This is a genomic window from Azospirillum largimobile, assembly GCF_977007025.2.
On the sequence record NZ_CDRMUA020000001.1, the window covers coordinates 336446 to 358676 of the forward strand.

Here is a 22231-nt window from a genome sequence, read left to right on the forward strand (position 1 = left end):
CTGACCGCCTTTCGAAATCACCTGATACCTGTTTGACTTGAGAAGAGAAAGTTTCGACCAATGGCTCTGAAGATTCGTCTGGCTCGCGGTGGTGCGAAGAAGCGTCCGTTCTACTCGATCGTCATCGCGGACGCCCGCAGCCCGCGTGACGGCCGCTTCATCGAGAAGATCGGCACCTACAACCCGATGCTGCCGCGCGAGCACGAGCAGCGCATCATCCTGAACGCCGAGCGCGCCAAGCATTGGCTGTCGGTCGGCGCCCAGCCGACGGACCGCGTCGTTCTGTTCCTGGCCAATGCCGGCCTGGTCGAGAAGCCCGCCGTCCGCGAGACCCCGAAGAAGTCGGCTCCGAAGGCCAAGGCGCAGGAGCGTCTGAAGGCCGAGGCCGCCGCCGCCGCGGCTGCCGCCGAGGGCTGACAAGGGTGAGGGTGGGCCTGATGGCCCGCAGGGTTGAGGTCGTGACGACGTGCCGGGTGCTCCTACGATGACCGCCAAGATCTGTGTCGGCCAGTTCGCGGGATCGCACGGCGTGCGGGGGCTGGTGAAGCTGCGCAGCTTCACCGCCGAACCCGCCGACATCATGGCCTATGGCCCGCTGTCGGACGAAGCCGGCGCCCGCCGCTTCACGGTGACGCTCCAAGGCATGGTCAAGGACAACTTCCTGGCCAAGGTCGACGGGGTGACGAGCCGGGAACAGGCGCAGGCGCTGGCCGGTGTGCGGCTCTACGTGGACCGCGGCGCCCTGCCGTCGACGGAGGACGAGGACGAGTTCTACCACGCCGACCTGATCGGCCTGCGTGCGGAACTCGCGGACGGGAGCCTCTACGGCACGGTGAAGGCGATCTACGACTTCGGCGCGGGCGACGTGCTCGAAGTCCGGACCGCCGGCGGGCCGCTGGAGATGCTTCCCTTCTCCAAGGCCTGCGTGCCGGTGGTGGATGTCCGGGGCGGCCGCATCGTCGTCGATCTTCCGGCCGTGATCGAAGCCCGCGAGGGTTCCGATGACGAGGCGGAGGAGGACGAGGGGGAAGAAGGCGGAGACCAGCGCGGGGAGGAGGGGCCGTGAATCACGGCGCCGACGGTCCGCGGGTCTGGACGGCCAAGGTTCTGACGCTGTTCCCGGAAATGTTTCCGGGGCCGCTCGGCCACTCACTGGCCGGCAAGGCGTTGGAAAATGGAGTCTGGGCGCTGGAATCGGTGGACATTCGCTCGTTCGCGCGCGATAAACACCGCTCCGTCGACGACACCCCCTTCGGCGGAGGGGCCGGCATGGTCATGCGGCCCGACGTGCTGGACGCGGCTTTGACCGCGACGGCGGGACCTGTGGGGGCACCGGGACGCGGCCGGGCGATCTATCTGTCGCCTCGCGGACGGGTGCTGAACCAGGAACTGGTCAAGGAGTTGGCCGCCACCACGGTGGTGACGCTGCTCTGCGGCCGGTACGAAGGGGTGGACCAGCGGGTCCTCGATGCGCACGGCCTCGAAGAGGTCAGCCTCGGGGATTTCGTGCTGTCCGGCGGGGAACTCGCCGCTCTGAGCCTGATGGATGCCGTGGTGCGCTTGCTCCCCGGCGTCATGGGCAACGTGGAGACGGCGGGGGAAGAGAGTTTCGAACGGGGGTTGCTCGAATACCCCCACTACACCCGGCCGGCGGTCTGGACCGACGGGCAGGGTGTGGAGCGCGCGGTGCCGGAGGTTCTGCTCTCTGGTCACCACGGAAAGGTCAAGGCCTGGCGGCTGGCCGAGGCGGAGAAGATCACGGAGGCCCGACGGCCGGACCTGTGGTCGCTCTACCAGGCGAGCCGCCCGGCAGTAACTGTTACGAACAAGGGTCGACGGCAGGCTCGCCGGCGCGACCCGAAACCGGAGTGACGGTCCGCCGCGAGGCGCGCCGATAGAAAAGGGGTAGTGCTATGAACCTGTTGCAGCAGCTCGAGCAGGAGCAGATCGAGAAGGCCCTCGGCGGCAAGACGATCCCGGAGTTCTCCTCGGGCGATACCGTCCGCGTGAACGTGAAGGTCGTCGAAGGCACGCGCGAGCGCGTCCAGGCCTATGAAGGCGTCGTCATCGCCCGCAAGAATGCCGGCGTGAACAGCTCCTTCACCGTTCGCAAGATCAGCTATGGCGAGGGCGTGGAGCGCGTGTTCCCGCTGTACTCCCCGCGCATCGACTCGATCGAGCTGGTCCGCAAGGGCGCCGTCCGTCGCGCCAAGCTGTACTATCTGCGCGATCTGCGCGGCAAGGCCGCCCGCATCGCCGAGCGCACCACCGGCCGCGGCATGGTCAACGGCCGCCGGGCTGCCGAGTAAGGCGCCAACCGGTTCGTTCCAGGTTCATAGGTTCGGCGCCCGGCCCTGCGGCTGGGCGCCTTCGTCCCGTCACCATCAGCAAAGCTTAAGGAGTAGGCGCCATGAAGCGCACGTTCCAGCCCTCCAAAATCGTGCGTAAGCGTCGCCACGGCTTCCGCCACCGTATGTCGACCGTCGGCGGCCGCAAGGTCATCGCCCGTCGCCGCGCCCGCGGCCGCAAGGTTCTGAGCGCCTGATCCCCGCGATGGCGGCGCCGGACCTCAAGGTCGGGCGCCTGATGCGGCGGCCGGAATTTCTGGCCGTGGCCGGGACGCGGCGCAAGCACGTGGCTCCCGGCCTGATCCTCCAGGTGCGCCGGCACGACGACAAGCAGCGGCCCGCCGATGGCGGTCCGCCGATCCGTCTCGGACTGACGGCGAGCCGCAAGGTCGGCAACGCGGTGGTGCGCAATCGCGCCCGCCGCCGTTTGCGTGAGGCCGCGCGGCAGATACTGCCCATCCATGCCGCACCGGGCCATGACTTCGTCCTGGTCGCGCGCGGCGACACGGCCGAGCGGCCGTGGACCGATCTGCTCGGCGACCTGACGGCCGGGCTGAAACGCCTTGGCCTGTGGCGCGAGGCGGAAGGGTAGGGGGCCCGCGACGTCATGTTTCGCATCGCCGGCCTCAGCCCACTCGCGCATCTTCTCCGCGCGCTCGTCTATCTCTATCGCTGGACCTTGTCGCCCTTCGTGGGCTGGCATTGCCGTTTCCAGCCGACCTGCTCCTGCTACGCCATCGAATCGCTGGAAAAGCACGGCGCCATCCGGGGGGGATGGCTGACGGTGCGCCGGCTTGGGCGTTGCCATCCCTGGGGCGGGTCCGGCTGGGATCCCGTGCCCGATCCCCTGCCGCCGGGGGCGTCGCCGCCCCATCGCTGCGGCTTGCCGGAAAAAGGGCATGCGGCGGTTGCCCAGCCCGGCGAAAACCCGTAACAAGGCCGCGCACACGCCGACCTTCTTCAAAGGCCCCACGGCAACCGGGACGCCATGACCGACCAACGCAACCTCATCATCGCGATTGCCCTGTCGATCGCCATCCTTCTGGGCTTCCAGTATTTCTACGAAAAGCCGCGGGTGGAGCAGCAGAAGCAACTCGCCGCCCAGCAGGCCGCCCAGACGGAGCAGTCAGTGCCGGTGCCGGCCCCCGGCGTGCCCGCCCAGCAGCCCCCCGCAACGGCTGAGGTCGCGAAGGAGCGCCCCGTCCTGCTCGCCGAGCAGCTGGCGGCCGGCACCCGCGTGAAGATCGACACGCCGGCCCTGCACGGCTCCGTCAACCTCGTCGGCGGCCGCATCGACGACCTGACGCTGGCCCAGTACCACGAGACCCCGGACCCCAAGAGCCCGGAGATCGTGCTGCTGGCCCCGGCCGGCACGCCCGCCGCTTATTACGCCGAGTTCGGCTGGGTCCCGCAGGGCGCCGGCATCGCCGCCCCGACCGCGACGACCCGCTGGACCGCCGACGGCACCGCGCTGACCCCCGAAAAGCCGCTGACCCTGACCTGGGACAACGGCCAGGGCCTGGTGTTCGAGCGCAAGATCGCCGTCGATCCGGACTTCATGTTCACGGTGACGCAGACGGTCCGCAACACCGGCGCAAACCCGGTCACCCTGCTGCCCTATAGCCTGGTGTCGCGCACCGGCACGCCGCAGACCTCGGGCTACTACATCCTGCATGAAGGCCCGCTGGGCGTCTTCAACGGCACGCTGACCGAGCGGTCCTACGACGACCTGCGCAAGAAGGGCACCGAGCCGATCGAGACCACCGGCGGCTGGCTCGGCATCACCGACAAGTATTGGCTGGTGTCGGTGATCCCGGACCCGGCGCAGAAGGTCACCGCGCGTTTCGTCCACAGCACCGTCGCCAATGCCGACCGCTATCAGGCCGACTTCATGGGCGATGCGGTCACCGTGGCGCCCGGCGCCTCGGCCGAGACCACCGGCCGACTGTTCGCCGGCGCCAAGCAGGTGAAGCTGCTGGACGCCTATTCCGAAAAGCTGAACATCAAGAACTTCGATCTGGCGATCGACTTCGGTTGGTTCTACTTCCTGACCAAGCCCTTCTTCTACGCGCTCGACTTCTTCGGGCAGGTGCTGGGCAACTTCGGCCTCGCCATCCTGCTGCTGACCGTCTGCGTCAAGGCCGTCTTCTTCCCGCTCGCCAACAAGTCCTATCAGGCGATGAGCAAGATGAAGGCCCTGCAGCCGAAGATGCAGGAGCTCCGCGAGAAGTTCAGCGACGATCAGGCGCGCATGAACCAGGAATTGATGGCCATGTACAAGCGCGAGAAGGTCTCGCCTGTGTCGGGCTGTCTGCCGATTCTGATCCAGATCCCGGTGTTCTTCGCGCTCTACAAGGTCCTGTTCGTGACCATCGAGATGCGGCACGCGCCCTTCTTCGGCTGGATCCACGACCTGTCCTCGCCCGATCCGACCACCATCTTCAACCTGTTCGGCGTGATCCCCTGGGATCCCCCCGCCATGCTGCATCTCGGTGCCTGGCCGCTGATCATGGGCGTCACTATGTGGCTGCAGCAGAAGATGAACCCGGCCCCGCCGGACCCGATCCAGCAGAAGGTGTTCCAGTTCCTGCCCATCGTCTTCACCTTCATGCTCGCCGGCTTCCCGGCCGGTCTGGTGATCTACTGGGCCTGGAACAACCTGCTGTCGGTCGCCCAGCAGTGGACCATCATGCGCCGCATGGGCGTGAAGGTCTGATCCTCGGGTCTGCCGCCTGATATGACCGCCGGTAAACCTTCCTCTTGACGGAAGTTTGCCGGCGGTTATTTTTTTTTGATGTACGACCTCACCATCAAGAAGCAGGCGGCCAAGGCCATCGCTCGGCAGCAGCCCGCCGTCCGTGCCCAGATGGCGGTCGACCTGGAAGCTCTGGCGGCCAACCCGGACGACCCCGAGCTTGATGTGGAAGCGATCGTCGGGACCCCTTATCTCCGTCTGAAGTTCCGCAATCCTGCTCGGGCGTTCCGGGCGATCTTCATCAGGGACGAAGAGGTGAGGATCATCGATGTCCGCGCGGTCCAACCCCGTGGGCAAGCTTACGACGTCAGGAGGCTGCAACGATGAGCGTGCAGTATATCGCCGGCAAGGACGGCAAGGCCGAATATGCGGTCGTTCCCATTGCCGAGTTCGAGGCCTTGCGGGCCCGCGCGATGGACCATGACGACATCCGCGCCGCGTTGGATTCCGAGGACGACGAGGATCTTCCCTGGGCCGTGGCACGCCGGCTGATCGACGGCGAGAATCCGGTGCGGGTCTGGCGGGAGCATCGCGGCCTGTCACAGGTCGAGCTTGCCGCCGCCGCCGGGCTGACGCCAAGCTATGTCTCTCAGATCGAGTCGGGGCGCAAGAGCCCGACCGTCGAGGTCTACCGGGCGCTGGGAACGGCGTTGGGGCTTATGATCGACGACCTGATTCCGCAACCGAAAGCAGATACATGACCACCCCCGACACGCCGACCCCCAACACCCCCAGCATCGTTTCCGGCTTTGACGAGGCCGCGCTGGAGGCCGGGCGGCTGCTGTTCGCCAAGGAGTGCGACTTCGTCTGGGGCGCCAACGCGCTGAACCAGTTGCCGGAGGCCGATCTGCCGGAGGTTGCCTTTGCCGGGCGGTCGAATGTCGGCAAGTCGAGCCTGGTGAACGCGCTGACCGGGCGCAAGACGCTGGCCCGCACCTCCAACACGCCGGGGCGCACGCAGCAGCTCAACTTCTTCAACCTCGGCAACCGGCTGAAGCTGGTGGACATGCCCGGCTACGGCTATGCCAAGGAATCGAAGGAGAAGGTGGAGGCGTGGAACGACATGGTCCGCCGCTTCCTGCGCGGACGGGTGACGTTGCGCCGGGCGCTGGTGCTGATCGATTCGCGCCATGGGCTGAAGCCCAACGACCACGAGATCATGGAGATGCTGGACCGCACGGCGGTGCCCTATGTCGTCGTGCTGACCAAGGCGGACAAGGTGAAGCCGACGGAGTTGGACAAGATCCGCCGCGACACCCAGGCGGGGCTGAAGAAGCACCCCGCCGCCTTCCCCGACATCCACGTCACCAGTTCCGAAAAGGGCACCGGCATCGCCGAACTGCGCGCCAGCCTCGCCGCGCTTGCCCTGGCCGTGGACTGAGGAGCGGCGGCGATGGGTGGCTTTTCCCCCGCGCTGCTCTTCCTGATGCAGGCCCTGCTGCTGATCGCGGGGCCGTTTCTGCTGTGGCGGCTCGGCGGCGGGCGCCACGTCGCGCCGATGGTGGTGATCCAGATCCTGTTCGGCGTGGCGCTGGGGCCGTCGCTGCTCGGCAGGCTGGTGCCGGACCTGTGGGGCGTGCTGTTCGCGCCGGCCGCCCTGGCGCCGCTGTCGGGCCTCGCGCTGATGGCCGTCGTCTTTTTCGCCTTCCTGACCGGGCTGCACCTCGACCCTGCCGATTTCCGCGGACGGGGCGGCGCCTTCGCCACGGTGGCGCTGTCCAGCATGATCGTGCCGACGCTGATGGGCGGAGCGTTGGGCTGGTGGCTGGCCGGCGCCTTTCCCGGCATGACTGGACCGCACGCCACGCCGGGCCTGTTCGCCGCCGGCTTCGGCATCTGCGTCGGCGTCACCGCCCTGCCGGTGCTGGGTGCCATCCTGCGCGAGATGGATTTGCTGGGCGATCGGGTCGGGCGGTTGGCGCTGGGCTATGCGGCGGTGAACGATGCGCTGCTGTGGCTGCTGATCACCGCCGTGCTGGCCTGGGCCTCGGCGGATGGTACGGCGGGTGGCGCGTCAAATGGTGGCGGCGGCTGGGCGGTCGCCTGGGTGGGAATGCTGGGCTTCGCCTATGTCGGAGTGACCGTCCTGGTCGTGCGTCCGCTGCTGGACCGCCTGCTGGAGCGGGTGGCGCCCGATGGGCGGATGGGGGACACCGCGGTGGTGGTGACCTGCGCGGCACTGCTGTCCTCGGCCGCGGTGACCGAACTGATCGGGCTGCATTACATCCTGGGCGCCTTCGTCGCCGGAACCGCCATGCCGCGCCGCTATGCCGCCGCGATCCTCGATAGGCTGGAGCATTTCTCGACGCTGATCCTGCTGCCCTTCTTCTTCACGCTGACCGGGCTGAAGGTGAACCTGACGCTGGACGATCCGGCGCAGTGGACGGTCTTCGCGCTTGCCACCCTGGCGACGCTCGTCGGCAAGATGGCCGGCACGACCTTGCCCGCGCGCCTGACCGGGGAGAGTTGGCCGGACGCGCTGCGGTTGGGCACGCTGATGCCCTGCAAGGGGCTGATGGAGGTGATCGTGCTGACCGTCCTGCTGGAGGCGGGGGTGCTGTCCGGCGCCTGTTTCTCGGCCATGGTGCTGATGGCGGTGGCGGTGACCGCGCTGACCCAGCCGATGACCCGGCTGGCCGGCTGGTGGCGCCCGGCCGGGGCGGCATCGGCCGCAGCCGCAGGCGGCCGGCACGGGGGTATGTGACCGTTAAATTGACCCCTAGGCAACCGGCCGGCCTTTCCGTTAAAGAAGCCCAACCGTCCACCCCGACAAAGGGCATCCTCCCGTGCAGACTCCCACCCGTGACGAGTGGCTCGCCAAGGCCCGTACCCTGTCCGAAGCGCTGCCCTACATGCGCCGCTATGCCGGGAGCACCTTCGTCATCAAGTACGGCGGCCACGCCATGGGCGACGCCAGCCTGGCGGAGCTGTTCGCGCGCGACATCGTCCTGCTGAAGCAGGTCGGCATCAACCCGGTGGTCGTCCACGGCGGCGGCCCGCAGATCGGCCAGATGCTGGAGCGTCTGAAGATCAAGTCCAGCTTCATCGACGGCCTGCGCGTCACCGACAAGGAGACGGTCGAGGTGGTCGAGATGGTGCTGGCCGGCTCCATCAACAAGCAGATCGTCGCCGCCATCAACGGCGCCGGCGGCCGTGCCGTCGGCCTGTCGGGCAAGGACAGCAACCTGATCACCGCCCGCCGTCTGGAGCGCGTGCAGCGCGACCCCGACAGCAACATCGAACGGGTGCTGGACCTCGGTTTCGTCGGCGAACCGTACAAGGTCAACCCGCAGATCCTGCACGCGCTCGCCCAGTCGGACATCATCCCGGTGATCGCGCCGGTCGGCTTCGACGTGAATGGCGACACCTACAACATCAACGCCGACACGGCGGCCGGTGCGGTCGCAGCGGCGGTGAAGGCGGCGCGCTTCTTCCTGCTGACGGACGTCGCCGGCGTCCTCGACAAGGAAAAGAAGCTGATCGAGAAGATGTCGCTGGAGGATGCTCACAAGGCCATCGCCGACGGCACCGCGTCCGGCGGCATGATCCCGAAGATCGAAACCTGCATCGGTGCCGTGGAGCAGGGCGTCGATGCCGCTGTTATCCTAGATGGCCGCGTGCCGCATGCGCTGCTGCTGGAGATCTTCACCGAAGGCGGCGCCGGCACCCTGATCGGCAAGGCCTGACGCTGCAATAGGGGGGCCGATGACCGACCTGCGCAAGGACCTGCTCCGCCAGATGAAGGCCATCCGCGACCGGATGGACCCGAAGCTGGTGGAGCGCGCCAAGTTGGCGGCGTTGGGCAAGGTCCCCTACGACAGCGACGCCGCCAAGGAGGCGGTCGGCCATTTCCTGGATGCCAAGCGGGATGGCGGTGCCTTCCGCCGCAAGCTGGAACAGGCGCTGAAGGCGGAGGGGGAGACGCTGGACCTCGACACCGAGGCGAAGTCGCCCCCGCCGGTTAAACCGCCCGAGAAGCCAAGACGCGGCGGCCGGATGACGTAAGCGCTCCCCCGCCGCCTCGAACCACGCAAGGAGCACAGCCTTGCTGCATGTCTTCGTCAACGACGGCGGTCTGCTGCGCTGGGCCAGGGAGGCTGCGGACGACGTTGGGCCGCTGCCCGACGCCACCGTCTGGCTGGATCTGATCAACCCGACCGCCGACGACTTGGCGCGGGCGGAGGCGCTGATCGGCACCAGCCTGCCCACCCGCGAGCAGATGGCGGAGATCGAGGAGTCGAGCCGCCTGCGCGTGGCAGGTGGTGCCCTGACCATGACCGTCACCGCCCTGGTCTGGGCCGACACCGACGAGCCGCGCATCGCCACCGTCAGCTTCGTGCTGGCCGGGCGCCGGCTGGTCACCATCCACGACATCGATCCGCAGGCCCTGCTGGCCTTCCGCCGCCGTGCCACCCATGGGCAGGTGTCCGCCTCCCGTGGCGAACTGGTTCTGGCGGCGCTGGTGGACGGGATGGTCGACCGTACCTCTGCCGTGCTGCGGCGGACCGGGGTGGAGTTGGACGTACTGAACCGCCGCTTCTTCCGTGGCCGCAAGCTGCGCTCCCGCGGCGAGACGCTGGACGATGCCCAGACGCTGAAGCGCATCGGCCATGCCGGCCACCTGATCGGCAAGGCGCGCATCAGCCTGGCCAGCCTGTCGCGCATGACCGATTTCCTGGCGCGCGGCGACGGCTGGAACCCTGGCAAGGCGACGAGGCGCTGGGCCAAGACGACGCTGCAGGATTTGCGCGGGCTCGACCAGTATGCCCGTTTCCTGGCCGGCAAGGTCGCGTTGGCGCTGGACACGGCGCTGGGCCAGATCAATGTGGAGCAGAACGAGATCGTCAAGATCGTCTCGGTCCTGACCGTCCTTCTGTTCCCGCCGACCCTGGTCGCCAGCATCGGCGGCATGAATTTCGAAGAGATGCCGGGGACCGACTCGCTGTTCGGCTATCCAAGCGCCCTGGGGCTGCTGCTGCTGTCGGCACTGCTGCCGATGATCTATGTCCGTCTGAAACGCTGGATGTGACGCGGTATCCATACAGTGTGGCTTGCGGATCGTCCGCGGTTCTTTCCTTTTGACAGGGGCCGCCCGTCCCGGCAGGATGGGCGCATTCCAGGGGGGTCCCGACAGGGGGCTGAGATACCAACGGCCGGACGGCGCCAAGCGTCTCCGGCAGCGTGGTGACCCTTCGAACCTGATCCGGGTCATACCGGCGAAGGGAGGGACCTCGTGACGGGCCGAAAACAGGCCCCGTCCGGCCGTAGCAACGCCCGCAGTGGGGAATGCCCATAGTGATGGGCGCCCGAATTGGGGAACGGCCCGCACGAAGACACCGAACCTCCGTCCGCAGTCCCGGGTTTGTCCGCCTAACTCCGACGGAGAAACCCAATGCCAAAGGACTTCAACGAAACCGCCATCCGCATTTCGACCGGCCCGTTGCCGTCGTCGCGGAAAGTTTATGTGCCGGGTACGCGCTTTCCCGACCTGCGGGTTGCACTGCGCGAAATCGCGTTGTCGGGCGGCGAGCCGCCGCTGACCGTCTATGACGCTTCCGGACCCTACACCGACGAAGCCGTGGCGATCGATGTGCGGGCAGGGCTGGCCAAGCATCGCCGCGACTGGATCCTGGCCCGTGGCGATGTGGAGACCACCGACAGCGGCGTGCTGCGCGCCAAGGGCGGCGGGGCCGTCACGCAGATGGCCTATGCCCGCGCCGGCATCGTCACCGCGGAGATGGAATACATCGCCGTCCGCGAGAATCTCGGCCGCGCTGCGGCGCTGGAAGCAGCCCTCGACGGTGAGGATTTCGGGGCCGAGATTCCCGACTTCATCACCCCGAAATTCGTCCGCGACGAGGTGGCGCGCGGGCGGGCGATCATCCCCTCCAACGTCAATCACCCCGAGTCGGAGCCGATGATCATCGGCCGGAACTTCCTGACCAAGATCAACGCCAACATCGGCAACTCCGCCGTGACCTCCTCGATCGAGGAGGAGGTGGAGAAGATGGTCTGGTCGATCCGCTGGGGGGCCGACACCGTGATGGATCTCTCCACCGGCGCCGACATCCACCAGACCCGCGAATGGATCCTGCGCAACTCCCCGGTTCCCATCGGCACGGTGCCGATCTATCAGGCGCTGGAGAAGGTGAAGGGCAGGGCCGAGGACCTGACCTGGGAGCTGTTCCGCGACACGCTGATCGAGCAGGCGGAGCAGGGCGTTGATTACTTCACCATCCATGCCGGCCTGCGGCTGGCCCATATCCCCCTGACCGCCAAGCGGGTGACCGGCATCGTTTCGCGCGGCGGCTCGATCATCGCCAAATGGTGCCTGGCGCATCACCGCGAGAGCTTCCTCTACGACCATTTCGCCGACATCGTCGAGATCTGCCGCACATATGACGTGGCCCTCTCGATGGGCGACGGGTTGCGGCCGGGCAGCCAGGCCGACGCCAACGATGCCGCCCAGTTCGCCGAGTTGGAGACCCTGGGTGAGCTGACCAAGATCGCCTGGGCGCGTGACGTGCAGGTGATGATCGAAGGGCCGGGCCATGTGCCCATGCACAAGATCAAGCACAATGTCGAAAAGCAGCTGGCTCTGTGCGGCGAGGCGCCCTTCTACACGCTGGGGCCCCTGGTGACCGACATCGCGCCGGGCTACGACCACATCACCAGCGCCATCGGTGCGGCGATGATCGGCTGGTTCGGGACGGCGATGCTCTGCTACGTCACGCCGAAGGAGCATCTGGGTCTGCCCGACCGCGACGACGTGAAGGCCGGCGTCATCGCCTACAAGATCGCCGCCCATGCCGCGGATCTCGCCAAGGGTCATCCCGCGGCCCGGCTGCGCGACGACGCCATGTCGCGTGCCCGCTTCTCCTTCCGCTGGCGCGACCAGTTCGCCCTGTCGCTCGATCCTGAGACGGCGATGGCCTACCACGACGAGACCCTGCCGGCGGAGGGAGCGAAGACCGCGCATTTCTGTTCGATGTGCGGGCCGAAATTCTGTTCGATGAAGATCACGCAGGAAATCCGCGACGCCGCGGAGTCCGGCATGGCCGAGATGTCGCAGAAGTTCCGCGAGTCGGGCGGGGAAATTTACCAGCCGGCGGGGTGAGTGAGTTCGAGAAGTTAGACCCCCACCTTGATCCTCCCCCGCTGGGCGGGGGAGGAAATTGGACCTTTGTTGGCGTGCAGCGGAAGTCCCTCCCCCGCCCAGCGGGGGAGGTTAGGTGGGGGTCTAACGCCCCCTCACCCCGCGTACCTGATCTCCAGCACCTCCACCTGCTCCATCCCCGCCGGCGTGCGGACGTCCACAATGTCGCCTTCCCGCGCCTTCAACAGCGCGCGGGCGATGGGGGAAATCCAGCTGACATGGCCGCGGTCGGGATCGACCTCGTCGGCGCCGACGATGGTGATGGTGTTCTCGGATCCGTCCTCGCGGGCATAGGTGACGGTGGCGCCGAAGAAGACCTGTTCCCGGTTCTTCTGGTCCTGCGGATTGACCACCACCGCCGACTCCAGCCGCTTGTTCAGGAAGCGGATGCGACGGTCGATCTCGCGCAGGCGTTTCTTGCCATAGAGATAATCGCCGTTCTCCGACCGGTCGCCGTTGCCGGCGGCCCAGGACACCACCTCCACCACCTTCGGCCGCTCCACCCGCAGAAGGTGGCGCAGTTCCTCCTGCATGCGCTGGAAGCCGGGCGGGGTCATGTAGTTCTTGAAGCCCTGCGGTAGCGGTGCCGGATCTTCGAGATCGTCGTCGTCAGGCGTGTCGTTCTCGCGGGTGAAGGCCTTGCTCATGGTCCGACCTGTCCTGTGGCAGGGAGATAACGTCCGGGAAAAGGAAAAGGCGCCTCGCGGCGCCTTTTCCCGTTCCAGAGGGCCCGAAGGGCCGTTCGGCTTACCGCTTCCACCAGCCGCGACGCGGCTTCGCGGAGGCATCACCGTTGTCGCCGGCCGCAGCAGGAGCCGCAGCAGGTTCCGAAGCGGCTGCCGGAGCCGGCTCGGGCGCTGCCGGGGCGGCGGCGGGAGCGGCTTCGGCCGGAGCCTCGGCAGCGGCCTTGCGCTTGCGCGACCCCTTCTTGGCCGGAGCCGTGTCGGTCGCGACCTCAGCCGGGGCTTCCGCGGCGGCGGCCTTGCGCTTGCGGCCCTTGGCCGGCACTTCGGCGACGGCAGGTGCGGCGGCGGGAGCGGCCTCGACCGGAGCCTCGGCAGCGGCCTTGCGCTTGCGCGACGCCTTCTTGGCCGGAGCCTGCTCCGTCACCGGCTCGGCCGCAGCTTGCGCCGGGGCTTCCACCGGAGCGGCGGCCTTGCGCTTGCGGCCCTTTGCCGGCGCTTCGGCGACCGCCGGGGCGGCCTCGACCGGGGCTTCGGCAGCGGCCTTGCGCTTGCGCGACGCCTTCTTGGCCGGAGCCTTCTCGGCGGCGGCTTCGGCCGGGGCCGGAGCGGTCACCGGCGGCTCGGTCGCAGGCACCGGAACCGGAGCCTCTTCCGTGACGGGTGCCGGAGCGCTCTCGCCGGCCAGGATCCAGTCGAGGTCGGACGCCTCGACCGGAGCCTGAACAGGAGCGGCTTCGGCCGGAGCGGCAGGAGACTGGTCGGCAGCGGTCTCCTCGCCGCCCTCCAGCCCTTCCGCACCCTCGCGGCGCGACCGGCGGCGACCACCGCGCTTGCCGCGGCGACGCTTCTTACGGCCTTCGCCGTTGCGATCGCCGGCATCGGCGCCGGTCTCCTCGTCGCCTTCGCCTTCGCCCTCGCCCTCGTCCTCATCCGAGTCGTCGTCTTCGGCCGGCTCGGAGATGGCAGCGCCGGGGATGGCCTCGGCGGCAACCGGCAGGCCGGTCTCGGCAGCCTCGTCGCCCGTCTCGTCGGATTCCTCGGCGTCCTCGCCCGCACCGGCGGTCTCGCCTTCGACGCGGCCTTCCTCGCGGTCACGGCCACGGCCACGGCGGCGACGGCGGCGGCGGCGGCGATCCTCGCCATTGCCATCGCCATTGGCGCCGTTGGTCTCGACGCGCTCGTCGGTCTCCTCGGCCTGGGCGGTCTCGACGTCGGCCTCCTCCTCGACCGGCTCGACGACCGGTTCGGCGGCGAGCGCACGATCGGTCTCGGCCATGACGCGGTCGGCGCTGACCAGCGGGCCGTCCTCGTCGGGCAGGCGGGCCTTGTTGCGCTCCAGACGGTGGTCCGGGGCGATCAGGCCGTCGTCGGCCTGGACCATGACGTGGAAGCTGTGACGCTCCTCGATCTTGGCCAGCTCACCGCGCTTCTGGTTGAGGATGTAGAGCGCGATGGAGGTCGGGACGTAGATGGTGATCTCCGACGACCGCTTGCGGATGCCCTCTTCCTCGATGGCGCGCAGGACGTGCAGCGAGGCGGATTCGACCGAGCGGACGACGCCGGTGCCCGAGCAGTGCGGGCAGCGCTCGAAGTTGGTCTCCAGCAGCGACGGGCGCAGACGCTGGCGCGACAGCTCCAGGAGGCCGAAGGCGGAGATGCGGCCGAGCTGGATGCGTGCCCGGTCGTTCTTCATCGCCTCCTTCATGCGGCGCTCGACGGCGGCGTTGTTCCGCGGCTCCTCCATGTCGATGAAGTCGATGACGATCAGGCCGGCCAGATCGCGCAGACGCAGCTGGCGCGCCACCTCGTCGGCGGCCTCCAGGTTGGTCTTGTAGGCGGTTTCCTCGATGTTGCGCTCGCGGGTCGACTTGCCGGAGTTGACGTCGATGGAGACCAGCGCCTCGGTCGGGTTGATGACGATGTAGCCGCCGGAACGCAGCTGCACCACCGGGCTGTGGATGGCGTCGATCTGGGTTTCCACCTGATAACGGTGGAACAGCGGGATCTGGCTGTCGCGGTACAGCTGGACGCGCTGGGAATGGCCCGGCATCAGCATGTCCATGAACTCGCGCGCCGTGCGGAAGCCGGCCTCGCCCTCGACCCAGATCTCGTCGATGTCGTTGGAGTACAGATCGCGGATCGACCGCTTGATCAGGTTCGCCTCTTCATAGATGAGGCAGGGCGCCGACGACTTCAGCGTCTGTTCGCGGATGTCGTCCCACAGGCGCAGGAGATATTCCAGGTCGCGCTTGATCTCGGGCTTGGAACGCTCCAGCCCGGCGGTGCGCAGGATGACCGCCATGCCGTCGGGAATGTCGAGATCCGACAGGATTTCCTTCAGGCGCTTGCGGTCGGCCGGGTTGGTGATCTTGCGGGAAATCCCGCCACCGCGCCCGGTGTTGGGCATCAGCACGCAGTAGCGGCCGGGCAGCGACAGGTAAGTGGTCAGGGCGGCACCCTTGTTGCCGCGCTCCTCCTTCGTCACCTGCACCAGCAGGACCTGCCGGCGCTTCACCACTTCCTGAATCTTGTAGGAGCGCAACGGGCGCGAGCGGCGGCGCTGGGTCTCGACCTCTTCATCCTCGTCGCCGCCGACCATGTCGGGGGCGTCGGCGGACTGGGCTGCATCCTGGGCGGAGGCCTCGGATGGGGCGGCCTGCCCCTCGGAACCGGTCTCGTCGGCGCCGTTCTCGTCCTCGCCGTCCTCGTCGCCGGCATCCTCGTCGGACGCCTCCGGCGCGATGGGGGAGGGCATCGGCGACCATTCCTCGACCACCTGCTCGGGGCGGATCGGCTCGCCCATCACGGCGCCGTCGGCGGCGGCCTCGGCCCGGGCTTCCGCCTGCTCCTCCAGCCGGCGCTCTTCGGCCAGCAGGGCTTCGCGGTCGGCGACGGGGATGCGGTAATAGTCGGGATGGATTTCGGAGAAGGCGAGGAAGCCGTGGCGGTTGCCGCCATATTCCACGAAGGCCGCCTGGAGCGAAGGCTCGACCCGCGTCACTTTCGCGAGGTAGATGTTGCCCTTCAGCTGCTTGCGGCTGGCGATCTCGAAGTCGAGTTCTTCCAGCCGGTTACCATTGACCACGGCGACCCGGGTTTCTTCCGGGTGCGTGGCGTCCACCAGCATGCGCTTGGCCATATACGGTCCTCAACGGCGCGACCCAGGGAACCCGCGCGACCGGTCGGGCCGCCTGGACGCAGCGTCTGTTGTGGGCGAAGCATACGGCACGACGGACCGGAACCGCCGAACGGCGCTGACGAGAGCAGCCAGGACGGCCCGGTCGACACGCGCCGGGCTGCCGCCTTGCGGCCACAGCCAGCTTCGAGGTTTCGTCCTCTCACCGCCAATCCGAACGCGCCACCCCGCGACGTCCCTCCGGCGCGGATGGCCGGACAGGCGGTGTCGGAGGCGACGCCGCAGCCCCTGGGACGGCCCCGTAACCGGCGATCGGCTGACCTCCGGATCGATGGAATCGAGTTCCGGGGATCAGCGAATCGGCGCTCACCTTGGGAGTCCGACCCGAATCTGGCGAATTGCGGTCTGTCGCAAAGATACCATAGACAAGCGATCCCTCTTGCACAACGCGGAAATGCGCCGATTCGGCGAACAAGTTCGTCCCGGGGAAGCGTAAGCGCGACTTTCCCCCGGAACCGCGAGTCGGGCTGCTGCCGGGATGGCCGCGGCGGCCGGGCTGCGGGGCACTGTTGCAGGAACGGCACCCCGGCCCGGAATTGAAGCCGGCTGTGACGTTCCGCGTTGAAGGCGTTGAATTGGCTAGGCTATAGCTGATCGTCCGCCCGCCGTCCGCCACCGGGGAGACACGATGCAACGGCCGCCCAGCCTGCCGACCGCCGCCATGCCCGACCGCCTGCCGGCCGTCGCCCATCCCAAGTGCGGGGCCGGGCGCGGGGCGGTGATGCGGGGGTTTGCGCGTGCGCTGGGCGCGGTGCTGCCGGTCCTGCTGGCGCTGGTGCTTCTTGCCGGCCTTCCCGCCGCCCAGACCGCCGCCGCCCAGACCACGGCGGCGCTGCCGTCCCCGCCGCCGCGCACCGCGGTGGTCGATGCCCGGCTGGGCATCCATCCCGACAAGACCCGGTTCGTGCTGGAGGTGAGCGACCCTGTCTCCTTCAGCGTGTCGCTGGCCGCCGACCCCTACCGCATCATCGTCGACCTGCCCGATCTGGTCTGGCCCGGCGGATCGCTGCCGGTGGAGGGCAAGGGGGTGGTCGCGCGCTATTACCACGCGGCGGGCGGCTCCCGCGGCACGCGCCTGACCTTCGAGACCGTCGGCCCGGCCAAGCTGCGGGAAGGCTACATGATCCCGCCGCGCGACGGCCGCCAGCCGCGCCTCGTCCTCGACCTGGAAAAGACCACGGTGGCGGAGTTCCGGGAACTCGCGGCGGCGTCTGGTGCCAAAACGGGCGCCGGCACGGCGTCCGGCAAGGGTCAGCTGACTATGGGTGCGGTCGTGGCGTCGGCGATGACCGTCCCGATGCCTGTTCCTGCTCCGGCGCCATCTCCTCAGGACGATCCGCCCGCCAGCGGGATCGTCTCCACCCCGCCGCCTTTCGCGCCGCTGCCGCCGATTCCACCGGCGCAGCTGATTCCGGCCGCGTTGCCGTCCGCCCCGCCGCTGCCGGACAGCAAGCCGTCCACCGTGGCGGAAAAGCCGCTGATCGTGCTCGACCCCGGCCATGGCGGCCAGGATCCCGGCGCCGTCGGCGTCGGCGGCATCTATGAGAAGGACATCACGCTCGCCGCCGCCCGGGAGGTGAAGCGCCAGTTGGAGGCGACCGGCCGCTACCGTGTCAGGCTGACCCGCGACGCCGACGTGTTCATCCGCCTGCGCGACCGCGTCGCCGTCGGGCGCGAGGCCGGGGCCGACCTGTTCATCTCGCTGCATGCCGACAGCATCAGCAGCGGCGACATGCGGGGCCTGTCGATCTACACCCTGTCGGACAAGGCGTCGGACCGCGAGGCGGAGATGCTGGCCGCCAAGGAGAACCGGGCCGACGCCCTGGTCGGGCTCGACCTGTCGGGCGAGAACCAGCTGGTCGCCAACATCCTGATCGACCTGGCCCAACGCGATACGAAGAACCATTCCAAGCGTTTCGCGACGCTGGCCCTGCAGAGTCTGGGGCGCGAGGTGCCGCTGATCCCCAGCAAGCCGCACCGGCAGGCCGGCTTCGCCGTGCTGACGGCGCCCGACGTGCCGTCGGTGCTGGTCGAGATGGGCTATCTGTCGAACCGCAAGGATGCCGGGCTGCTGTCCTCCGCGGCGCACCGCGAACGGCTGGGCCGCGGGCTGGCCCGCACCATCGACGCCTATTTCCGCTGGCTGCACGGCGCCCAGCGGAGCTGAGCTTGCGGGGCTCGGGCTTGGCCGGGCGGCTTACCCCCTCCGCGCGGGCGCTTTTTCGAGGGCGCCCTCTGCGCGTCACATTTTCCTGACATGACGGGAACGGGGGCGGCACTTCGCATCGCGGCGGTGTAGGATGCGCCGCCCAGTCAGACGCGCCTTGCGCTCCGCATCCCGGAAACGGGACGGTGCCGGCCGCGCCGTTCGTCGTTTCTTGCAGGATCGGTCATGCGCCTTCTTCTGTCCTTGCTGATGGCCTTCGTGATGCTGGCTCTTGCCGGTGCCGGGGGGCTGGTCTTCCTGTTGGACCACTACGACCAGGACCTGCCCGACTACACCAAGCTGGCCAACTACGAGCCGCCGGTGACCACGCGCATCTATGCGGGCGACGGGCGGCTGATGGCGGAATTCGCGTCGGAACGCCGCATCTTCGTGCCGATCGACGCCATGCCGCGCCAGGTCATCAACGCCTTCATGGCGGCCGAGGACAAGAATTTCTACGCCCACCAGGGCGTCGATCCGCTCGGCATCCTGCGCGCGATCCTGACCAACATCGAGAATTTCGGCCGCGACCGCCGCCCGGTCGGCGCCAGCACGATCACGCAGCAGGTCGCCAAGAACATGCTGCTGACCAACGAGGTGTCCTTCGCCCGCAAGATCAAGGAGGCGATCCTGGCGGTCCGCATCGAGCGGGCCTTCACCAAGGACCGCATCATGGAGCTGTACCTCAACGAGATCTTCCTGGGGAACCGCTCCTACGGCGTGGCGGCGGCGGCGCTGAACTATTTCAACAAGGCGCTGGACGAGCTGAGCATCGAGGAGGTCGCCTTCCTGGCGGCCTTGCCGAAGGCGCCCTCCAACTACAATCCCGACCGCCAGCACGATGCCGCCGTCGCCCGCCGCAATTGGGTGATCGGCCGCATGTCGGAGGACGGCTACGTCACGCCGGACGAGGCGAAGGCTGCCCAGTCCCGGCCGCTGCTGACCCGCAAGCGCGACGAGCAGGAGGTGGTGACCGCCGAGTATTTCGCCGAGGAGATCCGGCGCGAACTGGTGAAGCTCTATGGCGAGCAGGCGCTGTATGAGGGCGGCCTGTCGGTGCGCGCTTCGATGAACCCGCAGCTGCAGGCGGCGGCGACCAAGTCATTGCGTGACGGGCTGGTCGCCTACGACCGCCGCCACGGCTGGCGCGGGCCGGTGGCGAAGATGGAGAATTTCGACAACTGGCCGAAGAAGCTGGCCGCCATGCCGCCGCCCGCCGGCTCTGACGGCTGGAAGCTCGCCGTCGTGCTGAAGGACGACCAGGCGGACGGGCTGGACATCGGTGTGGCCGACGGCAGCCGCGGCCGCATCCCGCTGTCGGAACTGCGCTGGGCCCGCGCGGCCAAGGAGGGCGAGGCGGTGGGGCCGGCGATCCGCAAGCCGTCGGACGTCGCCAAGCTGGGCGATATCCTGCTGGTGGAGGCGATCAGCGGCCCGGCGGCGAGGGAAGAGGACGAGAAGCCGGCCAAGAAGGGCGCCCAGTCGGCGGCGAAGGAACTGCCGCCGGGCAGCTACGGCCTGCGCCAGATCCCGCAGGTGCAGGGCGGCCTCGTGGCGCTCGATCCCCACACCGGACGCGTGCTGGCCATGGTCGGCGGCTTCTCTCCCGCCATGAGCGTGTTCAACCGCGCCACCCAGGCGCTGCGCCAGCCCGGCTCCTCCTTCAAGCCCTTCGTCTATCTGACGGCGCTGAACCAGGGCTTCACCCCGTCGTCGCTGGTGATGGATGCACCCTTCGCTTTCGATCCGGGCGGCGGGCAGCCGGTCTGGCGGCCGGAGAACTACAGCCACGAGTTCTACGGCCCGACACCGCTGCGCGTGGGCATCGAAAAGTCGCGCAACGTCATGACCGTCCGCCTCGCCCAGCAGATCGGCATGGACAAGGTCAAGGCGCTGGTCGAGAAGTTCGGCATCGTCGACAACCTGCAGCCCTACCTGCCGATGTCGCTGGGTGCCGGCGAAACCACGGTCCTGCGGCTCGCCACTGCCTACGCCATGCTGGACAATGGCGGCAAGCGGGTGGTGCCGACCTTCATCGACCGCGTTCAGGACCGTAACGGCAAGACCGTCTTCCGTCACGACAACCGCGCCTGCGAGGGCTGCACCAACGTCCCCTGGAAGGACGGCATGACCGTTCCCGCGGTGCCCGACACCCGCGAGCAGGTGAACGACCCGCGCACCACCTACCAGATCGTCTCGATCCTGGAAGGCGTGGTCCAGCGCGGCACGGCCGCGTCGCTGAAGTCGCTGGGCAAGCCGCTGGCCGGCAAGACCGGCACCACCAACGACAGCCACGATGCGTGGTTCGTGGGCTTTTCGCCCGATCTGGTGGTCGGCACCTATATCGGCTTCGACCAGCCGCGCTCGCTGGGCAGCCACGAAACCGGCGGCTCGGCGGCCGTTCCGGTGTTCAAGGACGTCATGCAGGTGGCGTTGAAGGACAAGCCGGCGACGCCCTTCCGCGTGCCGCCCGGCCTGCGCCTCGTCCGCGTGAACCCGGCCAACGGCCAGCTGGCCCAGCCCGGCGACAACCGCTCCATCTGGGAGGCCTTCCTGCCCGGCACCGAACCCAACCCGGACCAGCCGCAGATGGTGTTGGACGGCTCCGTCCAGGGGGCCGGCGCGATGATGGGCGACCCGAACGCCATGGGCTTCGGCGCCGCCCAGCCGGGCGTCCCGGCACCGCCGGCCGCGGCGACGCTGGGCACCGGCGGGCTTTACTGAGCGAAGAGGGGAGGGGGCGTCCTGGCGGACGCCCCCTTCGTCAATGGGTGGAGGCCGCTCCCGCCACCGTTCCCGCCATAGTCCCAGCCACAGTCCCCGCCACCGTTCCCGCCGCCGTCAGCGCGGCGATGGCGTCCACCGGGCAACTGCCGAGCGGGCGCAATTCCGGTTCCAGTGCCGCGAACATGGCGCGCACGCCGTCCTCGTTGACATGCAGGGCGTCCATGAACAGCTCGTCCTTGTCCACCGCCCGGCGGGCATCGATCACGGTCACGCCGGATGGCAGGCGGCTCTTCATCTCGGCGAAGAAGGCGTCGAAATTCTTCAGCTTGCCGGCATAGGTCGGGAAATAGGGGGTGATGACCACCGCCACCCGGGTGCCTTGCGACTGGGCGCTGCGGATGATGCGGTCCATCGCCTGCCAGTTGGCGTCGGCGGCGGTCATCATCTCTTCCGGTGCAGCGGCGAGCTGGGCCTTCATCGGTTCGGGGATGGCGCCGACCAGCGTGCGGTCGGCGGCGGGCTTCAGCAGGCCGGCGATCAGCCGCATGGTCTGGTTGTTGTTGAAGGTCATCAGGTTGAAGGCGTGGTTGGCCATCCACAGTTCCTGGTTTTCCTGCCGGACGAAGGCGTCGATGCGCGGCGAGTAGTAGGCCAGCAGCGGCAGGTCGGCGAGGTCGTGCGGGTTGTCGACCAGACCGGTTGGCTCCAGGATCAGCAGGCGCGGGGCGCCGTGCCGCTCGACGTAATCCTCCCACAGCAGGGCCGACAGCACGGTCGGCGCCCCGCCCATGCCCAGGTTCAGCGCCCGGCCGCAGGTCATGTCCTGCAGGGTGGAGACCGGGAAGTGGTTGTCCGCCCGCGAGTTGCCCAGCACCAGCACGTCCGCCGGCCCGCGGGTGGAGCGGGAGGCCTGACCGGGGGCGGAGGCGAGGGCCGCCTTGACCATCAGGGCGCCCGGCGTCTCGTCCGTGCGTCCGGCCGGTTGCCCGTCGGGCTTGGCGGCCGGCACGTCTTCCGGCTCGACCGGACGGTAGATCGCCATGAAGCGGTCGCTGGAGCGCAGAAGCAGGTCGCCCAGCGCCGAAGCCAGGACCCGGTCCATCGCCGTGACGGTGGCGAGGATCAACGCGATGCAAGCCAGAAGGCGGTACATGGGG

At 68.4% G+C, this 22231-nt stretch carries 21 protein-coding genes and 1 riboswitch; of the genes, 18 read left to right on the forward strand and 3 right to left on the reverse strand.

What is annotated here, in order from left to right; translation table 11 throughout:
• Nucleotides 1-60: 60 nt before the first annotated feature.
• The 16 genes from rpsP (at nucleotide 61) to thiC (ending at nucleotide 12220) form a co-directional block, all read left to right on the forward strand.
• The gene (gene rpsP / locus ACWPKK_RS01555) at nucleotides 61-417 is read left to right on the forward strand and encodes a 30S ribosomal protein S16 (protein WP_149197599.1); all 357 of its coding nucleotides are present in this window, start codon (nucleotides 61-63) and stop codon (nucleotides 415-417) included.
• 67 nt (nucleotides 418-484) lie between these two features.
• Nucleotides 485-1066 (forward strand): ribosome maturation factor RimM, encoded by a 582-nt coding sequence (gene rimM / locus ACWPKK_RS01560; protein ID WP_324867109.1) that lies wholly within the window; start codon nucleotides 485-487, stop codon nucleotides 1064-1066.
• Between the two features lie 59 nt (nucleotides 1067-1125).
• Entirely contained in the window at nucleotides 1126-1872 is a 747-nt protein-coding gene (gene trmD / locus ACWPKK_RS01565; RefSeq protein WP_452004691.1) for a tRNA (guanosine(37)-N1)-methyltransferase TrmD, read from the forward strand.
• Nucleotides 1873-1913: 41 nt separating this feature from the next.
• Entirely contained in the window at nucleotides 1914-2309 is a 396-nt protein-coding gene (gene rplS / locus ACWPKK_RS01570; RefSeq protein ID WP_109150133.1) for a 50S ribosomal protein L19, read from the forward strand.
• Between the two features lie 101 nt (nucleotides 2310-2410).
• Nucleotides 2411-2545 carry a 50S ribosomal protein L34 gene (gene rpmH / locus ACWPKK_RS01575; protein ID WP_098740538.1) on the forward strand — a complete coding sequence of 45 codons (135 nt, stop codon included), beginning with the start codon at nucleotides 2411-2413 and terminating at the stop codon, nucleotides 2543-2545.
• Between the two features lie 8 nt (nucleotides 2546-2553).
• Nucleotides 2554-2940 carry a ribonuclease P protein component gene (rnpA, locus tag ACWPKK_RS01580; RefSeq protein WP_324867117.1) on the forward strand — a complete coding sequence of 129 codons (387 nt, stop codon included), beginning with the start codon at nucleotides 2554-2556 and terminating at the stop codon, nucleotides 2938-2940.
• 15 nt (nucleotides 2941-2955) lie between these two features.
• Nucleotides 2956-3282 carry a membrane protein insertion efficiency factor YidD gene (gene yidD, locus ACWPKK_RS01585; protein WP_324867119.1) on the forward strand — a complete coding sequence of 109 codons (327 nt, stop codon included), beginning with the start codon at nucleotides 2956-2958 and terminating at the stop codon, nucleotides 3280-3282.
• 54 nt (nucleotides 3283-3336) lie between these two features.
• Nucleotides 3337-5064: a membrane protein insertase YidC gene (gene yidC / locus ACWPKK_RS01590; RefSeq protein WP_452000622.1), complete on the forward strand. Its 1728-nt coding sequence runs from the start codon at nucleotides 3337-3339 to the stop codon at nucleotides 5062-5064.
• A 78-nt stretch (nucleotides 5065-5142) separates the two neighbouring features.
• Nucleotides 5143-5430: a type II toxin-antitoxin system RelE family toxin gene (locus tag ACWPKK_RS01595; RefSeq protein ID WP_452000624.1), complete on the forward strand. Its 288-nt coding sequence runs from the start codon at nucleotides 5143-5145 to the stop codon at nucleotides 5428-5430.
• Nucleotides 5427-5804, forward strand: a complete 378-nt coding sequence (locus tag ACWPKK_RS01600) for a helix-turn-helix domain-containing protein (protein ID WP_452000626.1) — start codon at nucleotides 5427-5429, stop codon at nucleotides 5802-5804. Before ACWPKK_RS01595 ends, ACWPKK_RS01600 begins: the two co-directional genes overlap by 4 nt.
• Nucleotides 5801-6484, forward strand: a complete 684-nt coding sequence (gene yihA / locus ACWPKK_RS01605) for a ribosome biogenesis GTP-binding protein YihA/YsxC (RefSeq protein ID WP_452000628.1) — start codon at nucleotides 5801-5803, stop codon at nucleotides 6482-6484. The genes ACWPKK_RS01600 and yihA overlap by 4 nt, the downstream gene beginning before the upstream one ends.
• A gap of 12 nt (nucleotides 6485-6496) precedes the next feature.
• Nucleotides 6497-7807 (forward strand): cation:proton antiporter domain-containing protein, encoded by a 1311-nt coding sequence (locus ACWPKK_RS01610; RefSeq protein ID WP_452000630.1) that lies wholly within the window; start codon nucleotides 6497-6499, stop codon nucleotides 7805-7807.
• Nucleotides 7808-7889: 82 nt separating this feature from the next.
• Nucleotides 7890-8789, forward strand: coding sequence for an acetylglutamate kinase (gene argB, locus ACWPKK_RS01615; RefSeq protein WP_194914345.1), 900 nt, complete (start codon nucleotides 7890-7892; stop codon nucleotides 8787-8789).
• A 19-nt stretch (nucleotides 8790-8808) separates the two neighbouring features.
• Entirely contained in the window at nucleotides 8809-9108 is a 300-nt protein-coding gene (locus ACWPKK_RS01620; protein ID WP_324867134.1) for a hypothetical protein, read from the forward strand.
• Between the two features lie 40 nt (nucleotides 9109-9148).
• Nucleotides 9149-10132 (forward strand): magnesium transporter CorA family protein, encoded by a 984-nt coding sequence (locus ACWPKK_RS01625; RefSeq protein ID WP_452000633.1) that lies wholly within the window; start codon nucleotides 9149-9151, stop codon nucleotides 10130-10132.
• 79 nt (nucleotides 10133-10211) lie between these two features.
• A riboswitch (TPP riboswitch) is annotated at nucleotides 10212-10345 on the forward strand.
• Nucleotides 10346-10495: 150 nt separating this feature from the next.
• Nucleotides 10496-12220 carry a phosphomethylpyrimidine synthase ThiC gene (gene thiC, locus ACWPKK_RS01630; protein WP_452000635.1) on the forward strand — a complete coding sequence of 575 codons (1725 nt, stop codon included), beginning with the start codon at nucleotides 10496-10498 and terminating at the stop codon, nucleotides 12218-12220.
• 134 nt (nucleotides 12221-12354) lie between these two features.
• On the opposite strand, the gene greB is transcribed toward thiC, so the two are convergent.
• Nucleotides 12355-12906, reverse strand: a complete 552-nt coding sequence (gene greB / locus ACWPKK_RS01635; protein WP_452000637.1) for a transcription elongation factor GreB — start codon at nucleotides 12904-12906, stop codon at nucleotides 12355-12357.
• Nucleotides 12907-13006: 100 nt separating this feature from the next.
• Nucleotides 13007-16084 carry an Rne/Rng family ribonuclease gene (locus ACWPKK_RS01640; protein ID WP_452000639.1) on the reverse strand — a complete coding sequence of 1026 codons (3078 nt, stop codon included), beginning with the start codon at nucleotides 16082-16084 and terminating at the stop codon, nucleotides 13007-13009.
• 685 nt (nucleotides 16085-16769) lie between these two features.
• Between ACWPKK_RS01640 and ACWPKK_RS01645 the strand changes: the two genes are divergently transcribed.
• Together ACWPKK_RS01645 and ACWPKK_RS01650 are read left to right on the forward strand one after the other, a co-directional pair.
• Complete coding sequence (locus ACWPKK_RS01645) at nucleotides 16770-18308, forward strand: N-acetylmuramoyl-L-alanine amidase (protein WP_452000641.1); 1539 nt, start codon at nucleotides 16770-16772, stop codon at nucleotides 18306-18308.
• Between the two features lie 225 nt (nucleotides 18309-18533).
• Entirely contained in the window at nucleotides 18534-21071 is a 2538-nt protein-coding gene (locus ACWPKK_RS01650) for a penicillin-binding protein 1A (protein ID WP_452000643.1), read from the forward strand.
• A 40-nt stretch (nucleotides 21072-21111) separates the two neighbouring features.
• Here ACWPKK_RS01650 and ACWPKK_RS01655 read toward each other — a convergent pair whose 3' ends face one another.
• Nucleotides 21112-22227 (reverse strand): hypothetical protein, encoded by a 1116-nt coding sequence (locus ACWPKK_RS01655; protein WP_452000644.1) that lies wholly within the window; start codon nucleotides 22225-22227, stop codon nucleotides 21112-21114.
• Between the last annotated feature and the right edge of the window lie 4 nt (nucleotides 22228-22231).

Excerpts from the sequence above, each read along its gene's own strand:
- rpsP (WP_149197599.1), top strand. The coding sequence starts at position 61 with ATGGCTCTGAAGATTCGTCTGGCTCGCGGTGGTGCGAAGAAGCGTCCG.
- rimM (WP_324867109.1), top strand. The coding sequence starts at position 485 with ATGACCGCCAAGATCTGTGTCGGCCAGTTCGCGGGATCGCACGGCGTG.
- trmD (WP_452004691.1), top strand. The coding sequence starts at position 1,126 with ATGTTTCCGGGGCCGCTCGGCCACTCACTGGCCGGCAAGGCGTTGGAA.
- rplS (WP_109150133.1), top strand. The coding sequence starts at position 1,914 with ATGAACCTGTTGCAGCAGCTCGAGCAGGAGCAGATCGAGAAGGCCCTC.
- rpmH (WP_098740538.1), top strand. The coding sequence starts at position 2,411 with ATGAAGCGCACGTTCCAGCCCTCCAAAATCGTGCGTAAGCGTCGCCAC.
- rnpA (WP_324867117.1), top strand. The coding sequence starts at position 2,554 with ATGGCGGCGCCGGACCTCAAGGTCGGGCGCCTGATGCGGCGGCCGGAA.
- yidD (WP_324867119.1), top strand. The coding sequence starts at position 2,956 with ATGTTTCGCATCGCCGGCCTCAGCCCACTCGCGCATCTTCTCCGCGCG.
- yidC (WP_452000622.1), top strand. The coding sequence starts at position 3,337 with ATGACCGACCAACGCAACCTCATCATCGCGATTGCCCTGTCGATCGCC.
- ACWPKK_RS01595 (WP_452000624.1), top strand. The coding sequence starts at position 5,143 with ATGTACGACCTCACCATCAAGAAGCAGGCGGCCAAGGCCATCGCTCGG.
- ACWPKK_RS01600 (WP_452000626.1), top strand. The coding sequence starts at position 5,427 with ATGAGCGTGCAGTATATCGCCGGCAAGGACGGCAAGGCCGAATATGCG.
- yihA (WP_452000628.1), top strand. The coding sequence starts at position 5,801 with ATGACCACCCCCGACACGCCGACCCCCAACACCCCCAGCATCGTTTCC.
- ACWPKK_RS01610 (WP_452000630.1), top strand. The coding sequence starts at position 6,497 with ATGGGTGGCTTTTCCCCCGCGCTGCTCTTCCTGATGCAGGCCCTGCTG.
- ACWPKK_RS01620 (WP_324867134.1), top strand. The coding sequence starts at position 8,809 with ATGACCGACCTGCGCAAGGACCTGCTCCGCCAGATGAAGGCCATCCGC.
- thiC (WP_452000635.1), top strand. The coding sequence starts at position 10,496 with ATGCCAAAGGACTTCAACGAAACCGCCATCCGCATTTCGACCGGCCCG.
- greB (WP_452000637.1), bottom strand. The coding sequence starts at position 12,906 with ATGAGCAAGGCCTTCACCCGCGAGAACGACACGCCTGACGACGACGAT.
- ACWPKK_RS01640 (WP_452000639.1), bottom strand. The coding sequence starts at position 16,084 with ATGGCCAAGCGCATGCTGGTGGACGCCACGCACCCGGAAGAAACCCGG.
- ACWPKK_RS01645 (WP_452000641.1), top strand. The coding sequence starts at position 16,770 with ATGCAACGGCCGCCCAGCCTGCCGACCGCCGCCATGCCCGACCGCCTG.
- ACWPKK_RS01650 (WP_452000643.1), top strand. The coding sequence starts at position 18,534 with ATGCGCCTTCTTCTGTCCTTGCTGATGGCCTTCGTGATGCTGGCTCTT.
- ACWPKK_RS01655 (WP_452000644.1), bottom strand. The coding sequence starts at position 22,227 with ATGTACCGCCTTCTGGCTTGCATCGCGTTGATCCTCGCCACCGTCACG.